General features: G+C 63.2%; 15 protein-coding genes. 10 read left to right on the forward strand and 5 right to left on the reverse strand.

Annotation, left to right across the window (positions count from 1 at the left end; genetic code table 11):
* Positions 1 to 30 precede the first annotated feature (30 nt).
* The 10 genes from BM317_RS21540 (at position 31) to BM317_RS21585 (ending at position 7221) form a co-directional block, all read left to right on the forward strand.
* Complete coding sequence (locus tag BM317_RS21540; protein ID WP_028237110.1) at positions 31 to 708, forward strand: riboflavin synthase; 678 nt, start codon at positions 31 to 33, stop codon at positions 706 to 708.
* A gap of 16 nt (positions 709 to 724) precedes the next feature.
* On the forward strand, positions 725 to 1816 hold the full coding sequence (gene ribBA / locus BM317_RS21545) for a bifunctional 3,4-dihydroxy-2-butanone-4-phosphate synthase/GTP cyclohydrolase II (protein WP_024617563.1): 1092 nt from the start codon (positions 725 to 727) through the stop codon (positions 1814 to 1816).
* A gap of 246 nt (positions 1817 to 2062) precedes the next feature.
* A complete protein-coding gene (gene ribE, locus BM317_RS21550; protein ID WP_003206025.1) occupies positions 2063 to 2539 on the forward strand; it encodes a 6,7-dimethyl-8-ribityllumazine synthase in 477 nt (158 codons plus the stop codon).
* Positions 2536 to 3036: a transcription antitermination factor NusB gene (gene nusB / locus BM317_RS21555; protein ID WP_057713127.1), complete on the forward strand. Its 501-nt coding sequence runs from the start codon at positions 2536 to 2538 to the stop codon at positions 3034 to 3036. The genes ribE and nusB overlap by 4 nt, the downstream gene beginning before the upstream one ends.
* A gap of 18 nt (positions 3037 to 3054) precedes the next feature.
* Positions 3055 to 4020 carry a thiamine-phosphate kinase gene (gene thiL, locus BM317_RS21560; RefSeq protein WP_092476121.1) on the forward strand — a complete coding sequence of 322 codons (966 nt, stop codon included), beginning with the start codon at positions 3055 to 3057 and terminating at the stop codon, positions 4018 to 4020.
* Positions 4017 to 4520, forward strand: a complete 504-nt coding sequence (locus BM317_RS21565; protein ID WP_053125805.1) for a phosphatidylglycerophosphatase A family protein — start codon at positions 4017 to 4019, stop codon at positions 4518 to 4520. Before thiL ends, BM317_RS21565 begins: the two co-directional genes overlap by 4 nt.
* Positions 4521 to 4531: 11 nt before the next feature.
* Entirely contained in the window at positions 4532 to 5290 is a 759-nt protein-coding gene (locus tag BM317_RS21570; protein WP_092172798.1) for a substrate-binding periplasmic protein, read from the forward strand.
* A gap of 109 nt (positions 5291 to 5399) precedes the next feature.
* On the forward strand, positions 5400 to 6017 hold the full coding sequence (gene ribA, locus BM317_RS21575; RefSeq protein WP_092172801.1) for a GTP cyclohydrolase II: 618 nt from the start codon (positions 5400 to 5402) through the stop codon (positions 6015 to 6017).
* Positions 6014 to 6433, forward strand: coding sequence for an MFS transporter (locus tag BM317_RS21580; RefSeq protein ID WP_092172804.1), 420 nt, complete (start codon positions 6014 to 6016; stop codon positions 6431 to 6433). The genes ribA and BM317_RS21580 overlap by 4 nt, the downstream gene beginning before the upstream one ends.
* Positions 6430 to 7221 carry a cobalamin-binding protein gene (locus BM317_RS21585; RefSeq protein WP_170866275.1) on the forward strand — a complete coding sequence of 264 codons (792 nt, stop codon included), beginning with the start codon at positions 6430 to 6432 and terminating at the stop codon, positions 7219 to 7221. Before BM317_RS21580 ends, BM317_RS21585 begins: the two co-directional genes overlap by 4 nt.
* Positions 7222 to 7347: 126 nt before the next feature.
* Here BM317_RS21585 and BM317_RS21590 read toward each other — a convergent pair whose 3' ends face one another.
* The 5 genes from BM317_RS21590 to BM317_RS21610 form a co-directional block, all read right to left on the reverse strand.
* On the reverse strand, positions 7348 to 9228 hold the full coding sequence (locus BM317_RS21590; protein ID WP_092476127.1) for a TonB-dependent receptor domain-containing protein: 1881 nt from the start codon (positions 9226 to 9228) through the stop codon (positions 7348 to 7350).
* A gap of 94 nt (positions 9229 to 9322) precedes the next feature.
* The gene (dxs, locus tag BM317_RS21595; protein ID WP_092476130.1) at positions 9323 to 11221 is read right to left on the reverse strand and encodes a 1-deoxy-D-xylulose-5-phosphate synthase; all 1899 of its coding nucleotides are present in this window, start codon (positions 11219 to 11221) and stop codon (positions 9323 to 9325) included.
* Between the two features lie 115 nt (positions 11222 to 11336).
* Positions 11337 to 12224, reverse strand: a complete 888-nt coding sequence (locus BM317_RS21600) for a polyprenyl synthetase family protein (protein WP_092476133.1) — start codon at positions 12222 to 12224, stop codon at positions 11337 to 11339.
* Positions 12221 to 12463: an exodeoxyribonuclease VII small subunit gene (locus tag BM317_RS21605; protein ID WP_003185917.1), complete on the reverse strand. Its 243-nt coding sequence runs from the start codon at positions 12461 to 12463 to the stop codon at positions 12221 to 12223. The genes BM317_RS21600 and BM317_RS21605 overlap by 4 nt, the downstream gene beginning before the upstream one ends.
* 274 nt (positions 12464 to 12737) lie before the next feature.
* Complete coding sequence (locus BM317_RS21610; protein ID WP_092476135.1) at positions 12738 to 13874, reverse strand: Fic family protein; 1137 nt, start codon at positions 13872 to 13874, stop codon at positions 12738 to 12740.
* Between the last annotated feature and the right edge of the window lie 228 nt (positions 13875 to 14102).

A 14102-nucleotide genomic window follows, 5' to 3' on the forward strand; every position in this document is an offset into this window, starting at 1 on the left:
ACGCGGCGGCCCGTTCTCGAGGAGGACTCCATGTTTACCGGCATCATCGAATCCATCGGCAGCATCCGTGCACTCACCCCCAAGGGCGGCGATGTGCGGGTCTATGTCGAAACCGGCAAGCTCGACCTGAGCGACGTCAAGCTGGGCGACAGCATCGCGGTAAACGGCGTTTGCCTGACCGCCGTTGAACTGCCAGGCAACGGCTTCCTGGCGGACGTCAGCCGCGAAACCCTCGACTGCACGGCCATGAACGACCTCAAGAGCGGCAGCCCGGTCAACCTGGAAAAAGCCCTGACCCCCACCACTCGCCTGGGCGGGCATCTGGTCAGCGGCCACGTGGACGGCGTCGGCGAAGTGGTTTCGCGCACGGATAACGCCCGGGCCGTGGAGTTTCGTATCCGCGCCCCGAAGGAGCTGGCCAAGTACATCGCCCATAAAGGCTCGATCACTGTCGACGGCACCAGCCTGACGGTCAACGCGGTGGATGGCGCCGAATTCCTGCTGACGATCATTCCCCACACGTTGAGCGAAACCATCATGGCTTCGTACCGGCCAGGTCGCCGGGTCAACCTGGAAGTCGACTTGCTGGCCCGTTACCTGGAACGCCTGCTTATGGGAGACAAGGCCGCAGAGCCTGACTCTTCACAGCGGCGGGCCGGTAACATCACCGAAAGTTTTCTGGCCGCCAACGGCTACCTCAAATCCTGACCCAAGGGGGTGCCGCGTGGCGCTCAATAGCATCGAAGAACTGGTTGAAGACATCCGCCAAGGCAAGATGGTCATCCTCATGGATGACGAAGACCGCGAGAATGAAGGCGACCTGATCATGGCCGCCGAGTGCTGCAAGGCCGAACACATCAACTTCATGGCCAAGCACGCCCGTGGGCTGATCTGCATGCCGATGACCCGCGAGCGCTGCGAACTGCTGAAGCTGCCGCTGATGGCGCCACGCAACGGTTCGGGCTTCGGCACCAAGTTCACCGTGTCCATCGAGGCCGCCGAAGGCGTGACCACCGGGATCTCCGCCGCTGATCGCGCGCGCACCGTACAGGCTGCCGCCGCCCGGGACGCCAAGGCCGAAGATATCGTCAGCCCCGGCCACATCTTCCCGCTGATGGCCCAGGCCGGTGGCACCCTGGCCCGCGCCGGCCACACCGAAGCGGCGTGCGACCTGGCACGCATGGCCGGCTTCGAACCCAGTGGCGTGATCTGCGAAGTGATGAACGACGACGGCACCATGTCCCGTCGCGCGGAGCTGGAAACCTTCGCCGCCGAACACAACATCAAGATCGGCACCATCGCCGACCTGATCCACTACCGGATGATCCACGAACGTACCGTTCAGCGGATTGCCGAGCAGCCGCTGGACAGCGAACTGGGCCAGTTCAACCTGGTGACCTACCGCGACTCGGTGGAAGGCGACGTGCACATGGCGCTGACCCTGGGCACCGTATGCGCCGAAGAGCCGACCCTGGTGCGCGTGCACAACATGGACCCGCTGCGCGACCTGCTGATGGTCAAGCAACCCGGCCGCTGGAGCCTGCGGGCCGCCATGGCCGCGGTGGCTGAGGCCGGCAGCGGCGTGGTGTTGTTGCTCGGTCACCCACTCGATGGCGACGTGCTGCTGGCGCACATTCGTGAAACCGGCGATCAGGCAGTGGTGAAAAAACCGACCACCTACAGCATCGTCGGTGCCGGTTCGCAGATCCTTCGTGACCTGGGCGTGCGTAAAATGCGCCTGATGAGCGCGCCGATGAAATTTAATGCGATATCCGGTTTCGATCTGGAAGTTGTAGAATACGTGCCCTCCGAATAATGGCCCGGGGTTCCGGCATTATTGTTCACTTGAGGGATTCATGTGTGGCGAGGGGATTTATCCCCGCTGGACTGCGCAGCAGTCCCAAAAAAGGGGCCGCTTCGCAGCCCAGCGGGGATAAATCCCCTCACCACAAAGATGCGCAAGTGAGCGGCAATGCGGGATCTGCGAGTGCTGTAATTCGTGGCTAATATCACTGAAGGAGCGCGTATAGAACGCGCTCTGGCTCTTTAAGAGATCTGACGAATGACCCTGAAGACCATCGAAGGTACCTTCATCGCCCCTAAAGGCCGCTACGCTCTGGTAGTGGGCCGTTTCAACAGTTTCGTGGTCGAGAGCCTGGTTGGCGGTGCGGTCGATGCCCTGGTTCGCCATGGCGTGAGCGAAAGCGACATCACCATCATCCGTGCCCCTGGCGCCTTCGAAATTCCGCTGGTTGCGCAGAAAGTCGCTCAAAAGGGCGAATATGCGGCGATCATCGCCCTGGGCGCGGTCATTCGTGGCGGTACTCCGCACTTCGAATACGTGGCTGGCGAATGCACCAAGGGCCTGGCCCAGGTGTCCATGGAATTCGGCGTGCCGGTCGCTTTTGGCGTGCTGACCGTTGATTCCATCGAACAAGCCATCGAGCGTTCCGGCACCAAGGCCGGTAACAAAGGTGCCGAAGCTGCCCTGTCCGCCCTGGAAATGGTCAGCCTGCTGGCGCAGTTGGAGGCCAAGTGATTAGCGACGAAAGCGATCGTTTCAACCCGCGCGATCCAAAGCCTGCGGACGCCGGCAAGCCGTCGAAAAGCGCCAAGCGTCGCGAAGCCCGTCAGCTCGCGACCCAGGCGCTGTATCAATGGCACATGGCCAAGCAATCGCTGAACGAGATCGAAGCGCAGTTTCGGGTCGATAACGATTTCAGTGATGTCGACGGTGCTTATTTCCGCGAGATCCTGCACGGGGTCCCGCAGTTCAAGACCGAAATCGACACCGCGCTCACGCCTTGCCTGGACTTGACCATCGAAGAGCTGGATCCGGTTGAACTGGCGGTTCTGCGTCTGTCCACCTGGGAACTGCTCAAGCGCGTCGACGTGCCGTACCGCGTGGTGATCAACGAAGGGATCGAACTGGCGAAAGTCTTCGGTTCCACCGATGGCCACAAGTTCGTCAACGGTGTGCTCGACAAGCTCGCCCCGCGCCTGCGTGAAGCTGAAGTGAAGGCGTTCAAGCGCTGATTGGCGCTTGTTATCCCAATGGGTGAGTTTGAGCTGATCCGTAACTACTTCGCCGCCGCGCCTTGCGCGCAGGGCGGCGAGGGCGTTGCGCTGGGGATCGGCGACGACTGCGCCTTGCTGGCCGTTCCTCCCGGGGAACAGCTGGCGGTCTCCACCGACACGCTCGTGGCCGGTGTGCATTTTCCAGACTCTTGCGAGCCATTCCTGCTCGGCCAGCGCTCGCTGGCCGTGGCGGTCAGCGACCTGGCCGCCATGGGCGCCAAGCCTTTGGCCTTTACCCTTGCCCTGACCTTGCCGACGGTGACCACCGATTGGCTGCAAGCCTATGCCCGCGGTTTGAACCAGATGGCCCTGGCCTGTGGCGTGGCGCTGGTGGGAGGGGACACCACGCGTGGGCCGTTGAGCCTGACCATGACCGTGTTCGGCCACGTGCCTTCCGGCCAGGCCCTGACCCGCAGCGGCGCGCGGCCCGGCGACCTGCTGTGTGTCGGCGGCGAACTGGGCAATGCCGCCGGCGCCTTGCCGTTGGTGCTTGGCCAGCGTCGCGCCGAGCCTGTGATTGCCGAGCCACTGCTGGCTCATTATTGGTCGCCCCGACCGCAGATCGACTTGGGCCTGGCGTTGCGGGGAAAGGCCAGCGCGGCGATGGATATTTCCGATGGCCTGCTGGCCGATTGCGGGCATATCGCCCTGGCGTCCGGGGTAGCCTTGCAGGTTGAACGGGACCGACTGCCGCTGTCCAACGCTCTGGTAGCGTTTCTTGGTGGAGCCGATGCCGCGCAGGCCGCCCTGAGTGGCGGTGACGATTATGTGCTGCTGTTCGCCCTGCCACCGGGCCGATTGCCGGCGTTGCAGGCCGCAGGCTGGCCGATCCATGTGATCGGCAGCGTCCTGGCCGGGCAAGGCGTCACGCTGGTGGACAGCGACGGGCACGACATCACCCCGCACGTACGGGGCTATCAACATTTTCGGGAGACACCGTGACAGATCATCCCAACCAGGTCCCGGCAGAGTTCGTTCCGCCTTCGGTCTGGCGCAATCCCTGGCATTTCCTCGCATTTGGCTTTGGATCGGGCACTTTACCCAAGGCGCCGGGCACCTGGGGCTCGCTGGTTGCGCTACCCTTCATACCGTTGTGGCAGATGTTGCCGGACTGGGGCTACTGGTTGATGCTCGGCATCACCATGCTGTTTGGCTTCTGGCTGTGTGGCAAGGTGGCGGACGACCTGCGGGTGCACGACCATGAAGGCATCGTCTGGGACGAAATGGTCGGCATGTGGATCACCTTGTGGCTCGTGCCGGAAGGCTGGTATTGGTTGCTGACGGGATTTCTGGTGTTCCGCTTCTTCGATATCCTCAAGCCGTGGCCGATCCGCTGGATCGATCGACATGTGCACGGAGGCGTCGGGATCATGCTCGACGATGTATTGGCCGGGGTTTTCGCCTGGCTGGCAATGCAAGGATTGGTGTGGTGTTTCACCTGAAGGAGCCAGGCATGGGCGTAAGCCGCGCACTACTGCTGTTGCTGTGTCTAGGCGCCTGTGCGGGTGTGAGGGTGGCCGAGTCGGCACCGCTGCCTGACAAGGTCCGCGCGGCCAGCGAGGAGTGGGCCGATTACACCCAGGCCGATGGCCAGGGCATGGGCTGGGACATCTTGCGCGCGGTGTTCGAACCTGAAGGCGTCAAGCTGGAAATCCGCAGCGTGCCCTACACCCGTTCGATAGGGCTGGTGCAGCGCGGCGAGGTCGATGTGCAGGTCGGCGCCTATCGGGATGAATCCGAAGGCGTGCTTTACCCGAAGTGGCACTACGACGTCGATCACATCTATGCCTTGGGGTTGGCCTCCAAGCCGACGCCCACCCTGGCGACGATTGGCAACTATCGGCTGGTATGGATGCGCGGGTACGAATACAACAACTACCTGCCCAACATCCGGCGTTTCAATGAGATCCACCGGGCGGTGGGTATCTTGCCGATGCTGATCCATGAGCGAGCGGATTTTTACATCGATGCGTCGATGGAAATCGAAGAAGTGCTCGCCAAGGCCGATAACCCGAAGCAGTTCAAACGCTCGCCGCTGATCAATTTGCCCCTCTACCTGGGCTTTGCCAACAACGCCAATGGACGAGCATTGAGCGAGCTGTTCGACCGGCGGATGGAAGTGCTGGTGAAAACCGGCCAGCTCAAGCCGATTTTCGAACATTGGAAGCAACCTTATCCTTTCGACGAGAATGGCAAGCCACCGAAGCCGTAATCAAACTTTTCGATGGTTATGGGCGACAATTCAGCCTAAGCGTCGGTCGGGACGTGCTGTTACAATGCCCGCCTCTGCGAAACTCCAGTACTAGATCAGGAGCACACCGGTGCCTGTCGTTTTTGTTGCCGCTTCCAAGCTGCCAACGCCCTTTGCGCAATTCACCATGCATGGTTTTCTCGATGAAGCCACCGGCCGCGAGCATGTCGTGCTCAGCCTGGGTGATTTCGCCGACGGTTCTGCGGTGCTGGGTCGCCTGCATTCCGAATGCCTGACCGGCGACGCCCTGTTCAGCCAGCGCTGCGATTGCGGTTCGCAACTCGAGGCCGCGCTGCAGGCCATCGCCCGCGAAGGCCGTGGCGTGCTGCTGTACCTGCGCCAGGAAGGCCGTGGCATTGGCCTGTTGAACAAGATCCGCGCCTATGAACTGCAAGATGGCGGCGCCGATACCGTGGAAGCCAACGAGCGCCTGGGCTTTGCCGCCGACATGCGCGACTACAGCATCTGCCTGCCGATGCTGGAGCATCTGGGCGTGAAGTCGCTGCGCTTGATGACCAACAACCCGCGCAAGGTCAAGGCATTGACCGACATGGGCATCGTGGTGGCCGAGCGTGTGCCGCTGCACACCGGTCACAATCCCCACAACAAGCTCTACCTGGCAACCAAGGCCAGCAAGCTCGACCACATGATGGGCAACGAGCACCAAGGCGAGGTTGACCGGGCGTGACGCGCGGTCAGGTTCGGCGGCGGCTGTCGGTCAATTGGTGGAAATACCTGGCCCTGGCCTTGCTGCCACTGTTTGTGATCAATGCGGTGTTCGGCCAGGGCGAAGGGATTCTGCCGGTGCTGGCGATGCCGTTGTTCATTGCCGGCCTGGCGTCGATGTTTGTCAGCCTGCGATTCTTCGGGCCGTACAAGCAAGCCCTGGTCGCCACCCAGAAAGCCCTCGACACACCCGAAGAGCCCCAGGCCTGGATCGACCTGGCGGCCCGTCGCCGCGCCGCCTTCCTGGTGGCCGGGCTACCGGCCTGGATCGGCGCCCTGGCGGTGTTCGTGGGCCTGGAAGCGGTGCCGCTGATGCTGCTGGCCTTGTCGACCGCCGTGTTGTTCTACCTGTACCGCATCCCGCGTCAACTCGGCTGATGAGCCGCTGGCTGGCGGTGTTGCTGCTGGCCGTCAGCGCCTCGACGATGGCTGCCTCGCGGGTCGTCAGCCTGGCGCCATCGCTGTCGGAAATCGTCGTTGAACTGGGCTCCGCCGACCTGTTGGTGGGCGTGCTGGATGGCGGGGATCGCCCGCCGGCGCTCAAGGACGTGCCCTCGGTAGGCCGTTACGGGCAACTGGACATGGAGCGCTTGCTCAGCCTCAAGCCCGATCTGCTCCTGCTCTGGCCTGGCAGTGTCGGCCCGGCCCAGCGCGAGCAGCTCAAGGGCCTGGGCATCCCCATCCATGTCGCCGAGCCCCGCAGCCTCGACCAACTCATCACGCAAATCGAAGTCATCGCCCAGCAGATCGGCCGCCCGGAGCGGGGTGTGCAGCGGGCAGCGCAGTTGCGCGTGCGTCTCGAGGCGCTACGCCAGCGCTATCGACGAGACCCGCCGTTGCCGGTGTTCTACCAGGTCTGGGACCGGCCGCTGTACACCGTTGGTGGCGGGCAGATCATCAGTGATGCGCTGAGCGTATGCGGTGCCCACAACGTTTTTGCCGAGCTGAGCGTGCCGGCGCCGCAGGTGAGTGTGGAAGCGGTGCTGCAACGTAATCCGCAAGTCATCCTGGCCACGGAACAGACGCAGCTCGATGCCTGGAAAACCTGGCCGGTGGTGGCGCAGGGGCGGTTGTTGTTGGTCAATGACAAAGGCCTGGAACGGCCCAGTGGGCAGATGATCGAGGCGACGGCGCGGCTATGTGAGTTGATTGCGCCAGACCGATAGACCGCGGCGCGGCCTTCGCGAGCAAGCCCGCTCCCACAGTTGACCGCGTCCTAGCCGGCAACATCGATCAACTGTGGGAGCGGGCTTGCCCGCGAAGAGGCCAGTCCAAGCACCACAAGCTCTGGATCAGAGTGACGGTGTCCACGTCACCCCAAACAACCACGCCCGACCGTCCTCCCGATACCCATACTGCCCCCCATCGTGGCTATACAGCGCCCGGCTGTAACCCTTGTCCAGCAGGTTATCCACCTTCATCTCCAGCTTCACCTCCCGGGTCAGCGCCCAACTGCCGCGCAACCCGAGCAGGGCATAGCCGCCCAGGGCGTTGCGGTTGTCTTCATCGTCATAGCTGCCGCTCACCGCTTGCCAGGTGGCGCCCAGGCCGAGGCGGTCGAATTGCCGGTCCAGGTCCAGGCTCAAGGTCCGTCGAGCGCGGCGAGCCAGGGTGTGACCGCTGTCGCGGTCGCGCGGGTCGATGATGGCCAGGGCCAGATTGCCCTGCCAGCCGAATACATCCTGCAGATAGGCCATTTCAAAGCCGTTGATCCGCGCCGAGGCGACGTTCTGCGGGCGTGAGTCGCGACCAAAAATGATCGCGTCTTCCAGGTCGGTGCGGTACAGCGAGGTTTCCAGGCGGGCGCTGTCGCTCAGTTGGCTGCGCCATTGCAGCTCGTAGCTCTTGGCCGTCTCGGGCTTCAGGCCGGGGTTGCTGAAGTCTGGGTAGTAGAGGTCGTTGAAGGTTGGTGCGCGGAAGCTCTCGCTGTAGGTCAGCAACAGGTCGTTGGCCGGATCGACCGGCAGGGTGAAGGTGCCGCTCCAACTGTTCTGGCCGCCAAACTGTTGGTTCTGGTCGCGACGCAGGCCCAGTTCAGTCGAGAACGTTTCGGCCTGGAAGCGGTGCTGGATGAACGCTGCGCGGTTCCAGCGGCTGTCTTCGTCGAACGGCGTGCTGCTGTTGACCCGGTCCTGATACCAGTCGCCGCCGACGATCAGGCTGTTGCGCTCGTCCAGCGTCACATCGTTCTGCCAGGTCACCGAATCGCGGTAGGTGTTGAAGACTTCGCGGACATCGCTGAGCTTGTCGAAGGTCTTTTCGCGGTTCTCGCTGTGGCCCAGTTCCAGGCGGGATTTCCAGGCGTCGTTGATGCGCCCGTCCACATAGGTGCTGAAGCTGCTCACCGCGAACTCGCTGTAGGGTTGTTGGGGCAGGGACTCGAACGTGCTCGGGTCGAAGCGGCCGAACGGGTTGTCGTATTCGCTTTTGCCGCGGTTATCCAGCAGGTTCAGGCCAACTTCCAGGTCATCGCTGGCCGCATGGCTCAGGCTCAGGCTGAAGGACTGGTTGCGGTTGGCATCGTCGTCGCGGTCGCTGGCGTAGGACTCGTGGGTCCGGTTGCTACCGTCACTGTCGTCGAGGCTGGCACCGAGGTTGAAACGGGTTTGCTCGTCGCCGCCGGACAGGCCCAGGCTGCGCTCCCAGGTCTGGTGGCTGCCGACCCCCATATGCAGGCGCGGTTGCAGGCCTTGAGTGTTGCCGCGCCGGGTGAAAATCTGGATCACCCCGCCCACCGCGTCGGCGCCGTAGATCACCGAACGCGAACCGCGCAGCACTTCCACGCGCTCGATCTGGTTGATGTTCAGGCGTTGCAGGTTGCTGTCACCGGAGGTGGCGTTGCCGATGCGCTGGCCGTCCACCAGCACCAGGCTCTGGGCCGATTTGGTCCCGCGGATGTAAATCCCCGGCAGGCTGCCGCGCCCACCCAGCGGCGCCACTTGCACCCCCGGCACGCGGCTGAGCAAGTCCGTGACACTGGCCGGTTGCAAGCGCTCGATGTCGTCGCGGGTGAACACGGTGTTGGCGGCACTGCTGTCGTTGCGGGCCTCGACCTGGCGGTTGGCGCTGATCACGATGTCGGGCAGCTTCAAGGCCTGGTCGCGTTCGAAGGTGTCGGCCAGCAGGTCTGGGGTTGGCAGTAGGGACAGGGTTAGGGCGAGGCGGAGTTTCATGGGGGTTCCGATCATGTGTGCTTCACGCAAGCCAATGTGGGAGCGGGCTTGCTCGCGAAAGCCCGCTCCCACAGGGTTCTGTATTGTTTGAAAGTTACAGGCCCAACAGCTGCAACCGCTGGCGCACCGCCGCTTCGATCCCCGCCTCGTCCAGCCCGCATTCGGCGAGCATCTGCGCCGGCTTGGCGTGTTCGACGTAGCTGTCCGGCAGGCCCAGGTGCAGCACCGACTTGAGGATGTTCTCCCGGGCCAGGAACTCGCTGACCGCCGCGCCGGCACCGCCCATGATGGCGTTTTCCTCGATGGTCACCAGCAGGTCATGGCTGCCGGCCATTTCGCGCACCAGGGCTTCATCCAGGGGTTTGACGAAACGCATGTCCACCACGGTAGCGTCCAAGGTCTCGGCGACTTTCAAGGCCTCGGCCAGTTGCACGCCGAACACCAGCAGGGCGGTTTGCTTGCCCTGGCGACGAATCACGCCCTTGCCGATCTCGATGGGTTCGAGGTCGGTCGAGAGGGTCGCGTTCGGGCCGGTGCCACGAGGGTAGCGCACCGCCGCCGGGCCATCGAACAGGTGGCCGGTGGTGAGCATCTTGCGCAGCTCGTTTTCATCGCTCGGGGTCATCACCAGCATGCCGGGGATGCAGCGCAGGAACGACAGGTCGAAGCTGCCGGCGTGGGTCGGGCCGTCTTCGCCCACCAGGCCGGCACGGTCGATGGCGAACAGCACGTCGAGGTTCTGCACCGCGACGTCATGAATCAACTGGTCGTAGGCCCGTTGCAGGAAGGTCGAATAGATCGCCACCACCGGCTTGGCGCCTTCGCAGGCCATGCCGGCGGCGAGGGTCACGGCGTGCTGCTCGGCAATCGCCACGTCGAAATAGCGCTGTGGGTAGCGTTCGCTGAACGCCACCAGGTCCGAGCCTTCCTTCATCGCCGGGGTGATGCCCACCAGGCGTGGATCGGCGGCGGCCATGTCGCACAGCCATTGGCCGAAAACGCTGGAGTACTTCGGTCCACTGGCTTTTTTCGGCGCGGCGGCCGGGGCGTCCAGGGGTTCGAGCTTGGTGATGGCGTGGTAGCCGATCGGGTCGACTTCCGCCGGGGCGAAGCCTTTGCCTTTCTTGGTGACCACGTGCAGGAACTGCGGGCCCTTGAGGTCGCGCATGTTGCGCAGGGTGGCGATCAGGGTGGGCAGGTCGTGGCCGTCGATGGGGCCGATGTAGTTCCAGCCCAGTTCTTCGAACAGCGTGCCGGGCACCAGCATGCCCTTGGCGTATTCTTCGGTGCGGCGGGCGATTTCCCAGGCACCGGGCAGGCGCGACAAGACCTTCTTGCTGCCTTCGCGCATGCTGGCGTAGGTGCGGCTGGAGAGGATCTTCGCCAGGTAGTTGGACAACCCGCCGACATTGCGCGAGATCGACATGTCGTTGTCGTTGAGGATCACCAGCATGTTGGCGTTGACTTCCGGCGCATGGTTCAGCGCCTCGAAAGCCATGCCCGCGGTCAGTGCGCCGTCGCCGATCACGGCAATGGCCTTGCGCTCGCTGTTTTGCAGGCGGGCGGCAATCGCCATGCCCAGGGCGGCGCTGATGGACGTGCTGGAATGGCCGACGCCAAAGGTGTCGTATTCGCTCTCGGAACGGCGCGGGAAGGCGGCGATGCCGTCCTTCTGGCGCAGCGTGCCCATGCGCTCGCGACGGCCGGTCAGGATCTTGTGCGGATAGGCCTGGTGCCCGACGTCCCACACCAGCCGGTCGTCCGGGGTGTCGAACACGTAATGCAGCGCGATCGTCAGCTCGATGACGCCCAGGCCGGCACCGAAGTGCCCACCGGTCTGGCCGACTGTATAGAGCAGTTCCAGGCGCAACTCATCGGCCAGGGTTTCCAGCTCGGCTTCACCCAGGCGACGCAGGCCGTCCGGCGTGTTGGCGCGGTCCAGCAGGGGCGTGGTCGGGCGCTTGCGGGGAATCTCTTGAAACGTCGTGGGCATCAGGCGAATCGTTATAGGTATAGAAAGAGGCGGCAGTTTACCTTATGCATCGCAAGCTGCCCACGCGTAGGCCGGAACTTGGCCGATACGCACTTATGAATGGGTTGACCCTGTATCAGCTGCGTCGTTCGACGATATAGCGCGCCAAGTCGCGCAACGGCTCGGCCGCCGCGTCAAAGGGTCGCAGCGCGGCCAAGGCCTGGTCGCGCAACTCCAGGGCGTAGACCTTGGCCGCGTCGAGGCCGAGCAGGGCCGGGTAGGTCGGCTTGTCCCGGGCGATATCGGCGCCCTGGCGTTTGCCGAGGGTCTGGGTATCGCTTTCAACGTCGAGGATGTCGTCCTGCACCTGGAACGCCAGGCCAATGGCCCGGGCGTAGGTCTGCAAGGCTTGCAACTGCTCGGGGATGGCCCGGCCGCTGGCCAGGGCACCGAGCTGGACGCTGGCCTCGATCAGCGCGCCGGTCTTGTGCCGGTGCATGTATTCCAGGGCGCTCTGGTCCAGCTTCAGGCCCACCGAACCCAAGTCGATGGCCTGGCCGCCGACCATTCCTGCGGGGCCCGCCGCCAGCGCCAAGGCGCTGACCATGTCCAGGCGAATCTGCGCCGGGCAGTCGCTCAGGGCCGGGTCCAGCAGGGCGCTGAACGCCAGGCTCTGCAAGCCGTCGCCGGCCAGGATCGCGCAGGCTTCGTCGAATTGCTTGTGGGTGGTCGGCTGGCCGCGGCGCAGGTCATCATCGTCCATGGCCGGCAAGTCGTCGTGCACCAGCGAATACGCGTGGATCAGCTCCACCGCGCAGGCCGCGCCATTGGCCTGTTCGGCCTGGCCGCCCAAGGCTTCGCACGCGGCATAGGCCAACAGCGGCCGCACACGCTTGCCGCCGTTCATCACGCTGTAGCGCATGGCTTCGTACAGGCGCGCCAGTTCCGGGCTCGGGGCGCTGAACAACGTATCCAGTGCAGCATTGACCCGGGCCTGGCTGCTGGCCTGATAGGCACCGATCATTCAGGTTGTTCCGCGTCGAAAGGCTCTTCGGTCAGCTCACCGTCGCGCTCGAGCAGCAATTGCACCTTCTGCTCGGCCTGGGCCAGCGCCGCCTGGCAGTCGCGAGTCAAGCCGATACCCTGCTCGAAGGCGGTCAGCGAGTCTTCCAGCGACAATTCGCCGTTCTCCAGCCGTTCCACCAGCGTTTGCAGGTCGGCCAGAGATTGTTCGAAATCCAGTGCAGCTTTTTTGCGGGCCATGGCGGCTATTCCGGTTGACTGTTAAACCGGCGCGACACTAGCAGACATGGGGTTTTGGGGCAAATCAGGGCAGGCGGGCTGGCCTTATATCGGCTAGGAAGGCAGAACCGCTTGGACGGGGCATGATGGACCTGTGGCGAGGGGATTTATCCCCGCTGGGTTGCGAAGCGACCCCCTCGCTCATCTGCCTCGATGCTTCAGGCGAACTTTCTTCAAGCTTTATTGGGGCTGCTTCGCAACCCAACGGGGATAAATCCCCTCGCCACAGGTGATCTTATGTGTCTGGATAACTGACCCGATACCGGGTACTGCGTCCACCGCCAGGCATTCGTTCCAGGCAGCCTTTCTCCAGCAGTTCGGCGAGATGGCGGGTCGCCGTCGCCTTGGAAACCTTCGCCACCGCTTGGTATTGGGCTGCGCTGATTCCGCCCTCGAAGCCTTTTTCACCGCCATCGAGCATTCGGTTGAGTACCTTGATCTGCTCAGGCGTAAGCGCGCTATTGCGATGAACTTGCCAGAATCTCGCTTTGCAAAACACGCTGTCGATCTGCTTCATCGCCTGCTGGAGGCTGCGCAGCAACGTCTGCAGAAACCAGGTCAGCCAGGCGGTGATATCCAGTGTGGCCTTCTGGCTGTTCTCCAGGATCCGGTAATAACCGGCGCGGTCGTCGAGGATGCTCACGGACATGGCGTAGAAACGGATTGCCTGGGCCTCGCCCTGGGCCAGTGCCAGGTCGGTCAGGGTGCGGGTCAGGCGGCCATTGCCATCGTCGAATGGATGCAGGGTGACGAACCAGAAATGAGCGATGCCAGCCCGCAACAACGGATCGAGGTCGGCCTGATGACGACTGGTCTCGAACCAGTCGATGAACGTTTGCAATTGCTGCTCAAGACCCTGGCGAGGAGGCGCCTCGAAGTGAACGGTGGGGCGGTCCAACCTGCCTGAGACTACTTGCATCGGTTCGTCACCGCGCAGCGTACCTATGCGGATCTGTCGGTGGGCAAAGTCGCTGGTTTGATCAGGGAACAACCACTCATGCCATTCCAGCAAGCGTTCGACAGTCAGGGGCTGGTTGAAATGCCGGGTCGCGTCCAGCAAGAGGTTCGCCAAGCCTTCGCTGCGTTGGCTGACCGGCGTGTCGTCGCCTTGTTCCAGGCCGAGGCGGCGAGCCAGGGACGAGCGCACCGAGCCGACATTCAATTGCTCTCCTTCGATAGCCGAAGAGGTCACGATGTTTTGCAGCAAGGCATCCAGTTCGCTCTGGGCACTGAGCGAAGCCGTGATCGCGCCCGTCATGCCGAGCAACTGGCCTTGGGTCTGCACACATTCGCGAAGCAGCGGTGCCAATGCTTCAGCTTGCCAGCGGAAGCCGGGCCAGTCGGGCTGTTGCCAGATCCAATGGGGTGCCATGCGCCTGTCCAAAGATGAATGAGCCGAATAATAGTCTTATTCGGCTCATTTCGTGAGCCGAATAAGACTATTATTCGGCTCATTCACCTCTCAGTACGTGATTTCCCACACAGAATCGCGCGTTCCCCGATTGTGGAAAATCCGCCGAATAGCTACTCTTCGCGCCATCTACGGCCCCTTGTAACGGGGCCTCCAGACGAAACCCGAATAATGACAAGCAGCGCCGAG

The organism is Pseudomonas sp. NFACC24-1 (assembly GCF_900115235.1).
GTDB lineage: Bacteria > Pseudomonadota > Gammaproteobacteria > Pseudomonadales > Pseudomonadaceae > Aquipseudomonas > Aquipseudomonas fluorescens_AA.

Excerpts from the sequence above, each read along its gene's own strand:
- BM317_RS21540 (WP_028237110.1), top strand. The coding sequence starts at position 31 with ATGTTTACCGGCATCATCGAATCCATCGGCAGCATCCGTGCACTCACC.
- ribE (WP_003206025.1), top strand. The coding sequence starts at position 2,063 with ATGACCCTGAAGACCATCGAAGGTACCTTCATCGCCCCTAAAGGCCGC.
- thiL (WP_092476121.1), top strand. The coding sequence starts at position 3,055 with ATGGGTGAGTTTGAGCTGATCCGTAACTACTTCGCCGCCGCGCCTTGC.
- BM317_RS21570 (WP_092172798.1), top strand. The coding sequence starts at position 4,532 with ATGGGCGTAAGCCGCGCACTACTGCTGTTGCTGTGTCTAGGCGCCTGT.
- BM317_RS21590 (WP_092476127.1), bottom strand. The coding sequence starts at position 9,228 with ATGAAACTCCGCCTCGCCCTAACCCTGTCCCTACTGCCAACCCCAGAC.
- dxs (WP_092476130.1), bottom strand. The coding sequence starts at position 11,221 with ATGCCCACGACGTTTCAAGAGATTCCCCGCAAGCGCCCGACCACGCCC.
- BM317_RS21600 (WP_092476133.1), bottom strand. The coding sequence starts at position 12,224 with ATGATCGGTGCCTATCAGGCCAGCAGCCAGGCCCGGGTCAATGCTGCA.
- BM317_RS21605 (WP_003185917.1), bottom strand. The coding sequence starts at position 12,463 with ATGGCCCGCAAAAAAGCTGCACTGGATTTCGAACAATCTCTGGCCGAC.
- BM317_RS21610 (WP_092476135.1), bottom strand. The coding sequence starts at position 13,874 with ATGGCACCCCATTGGATCTGGCAACAGCCCGACTGGCCCGGCTTCCGC.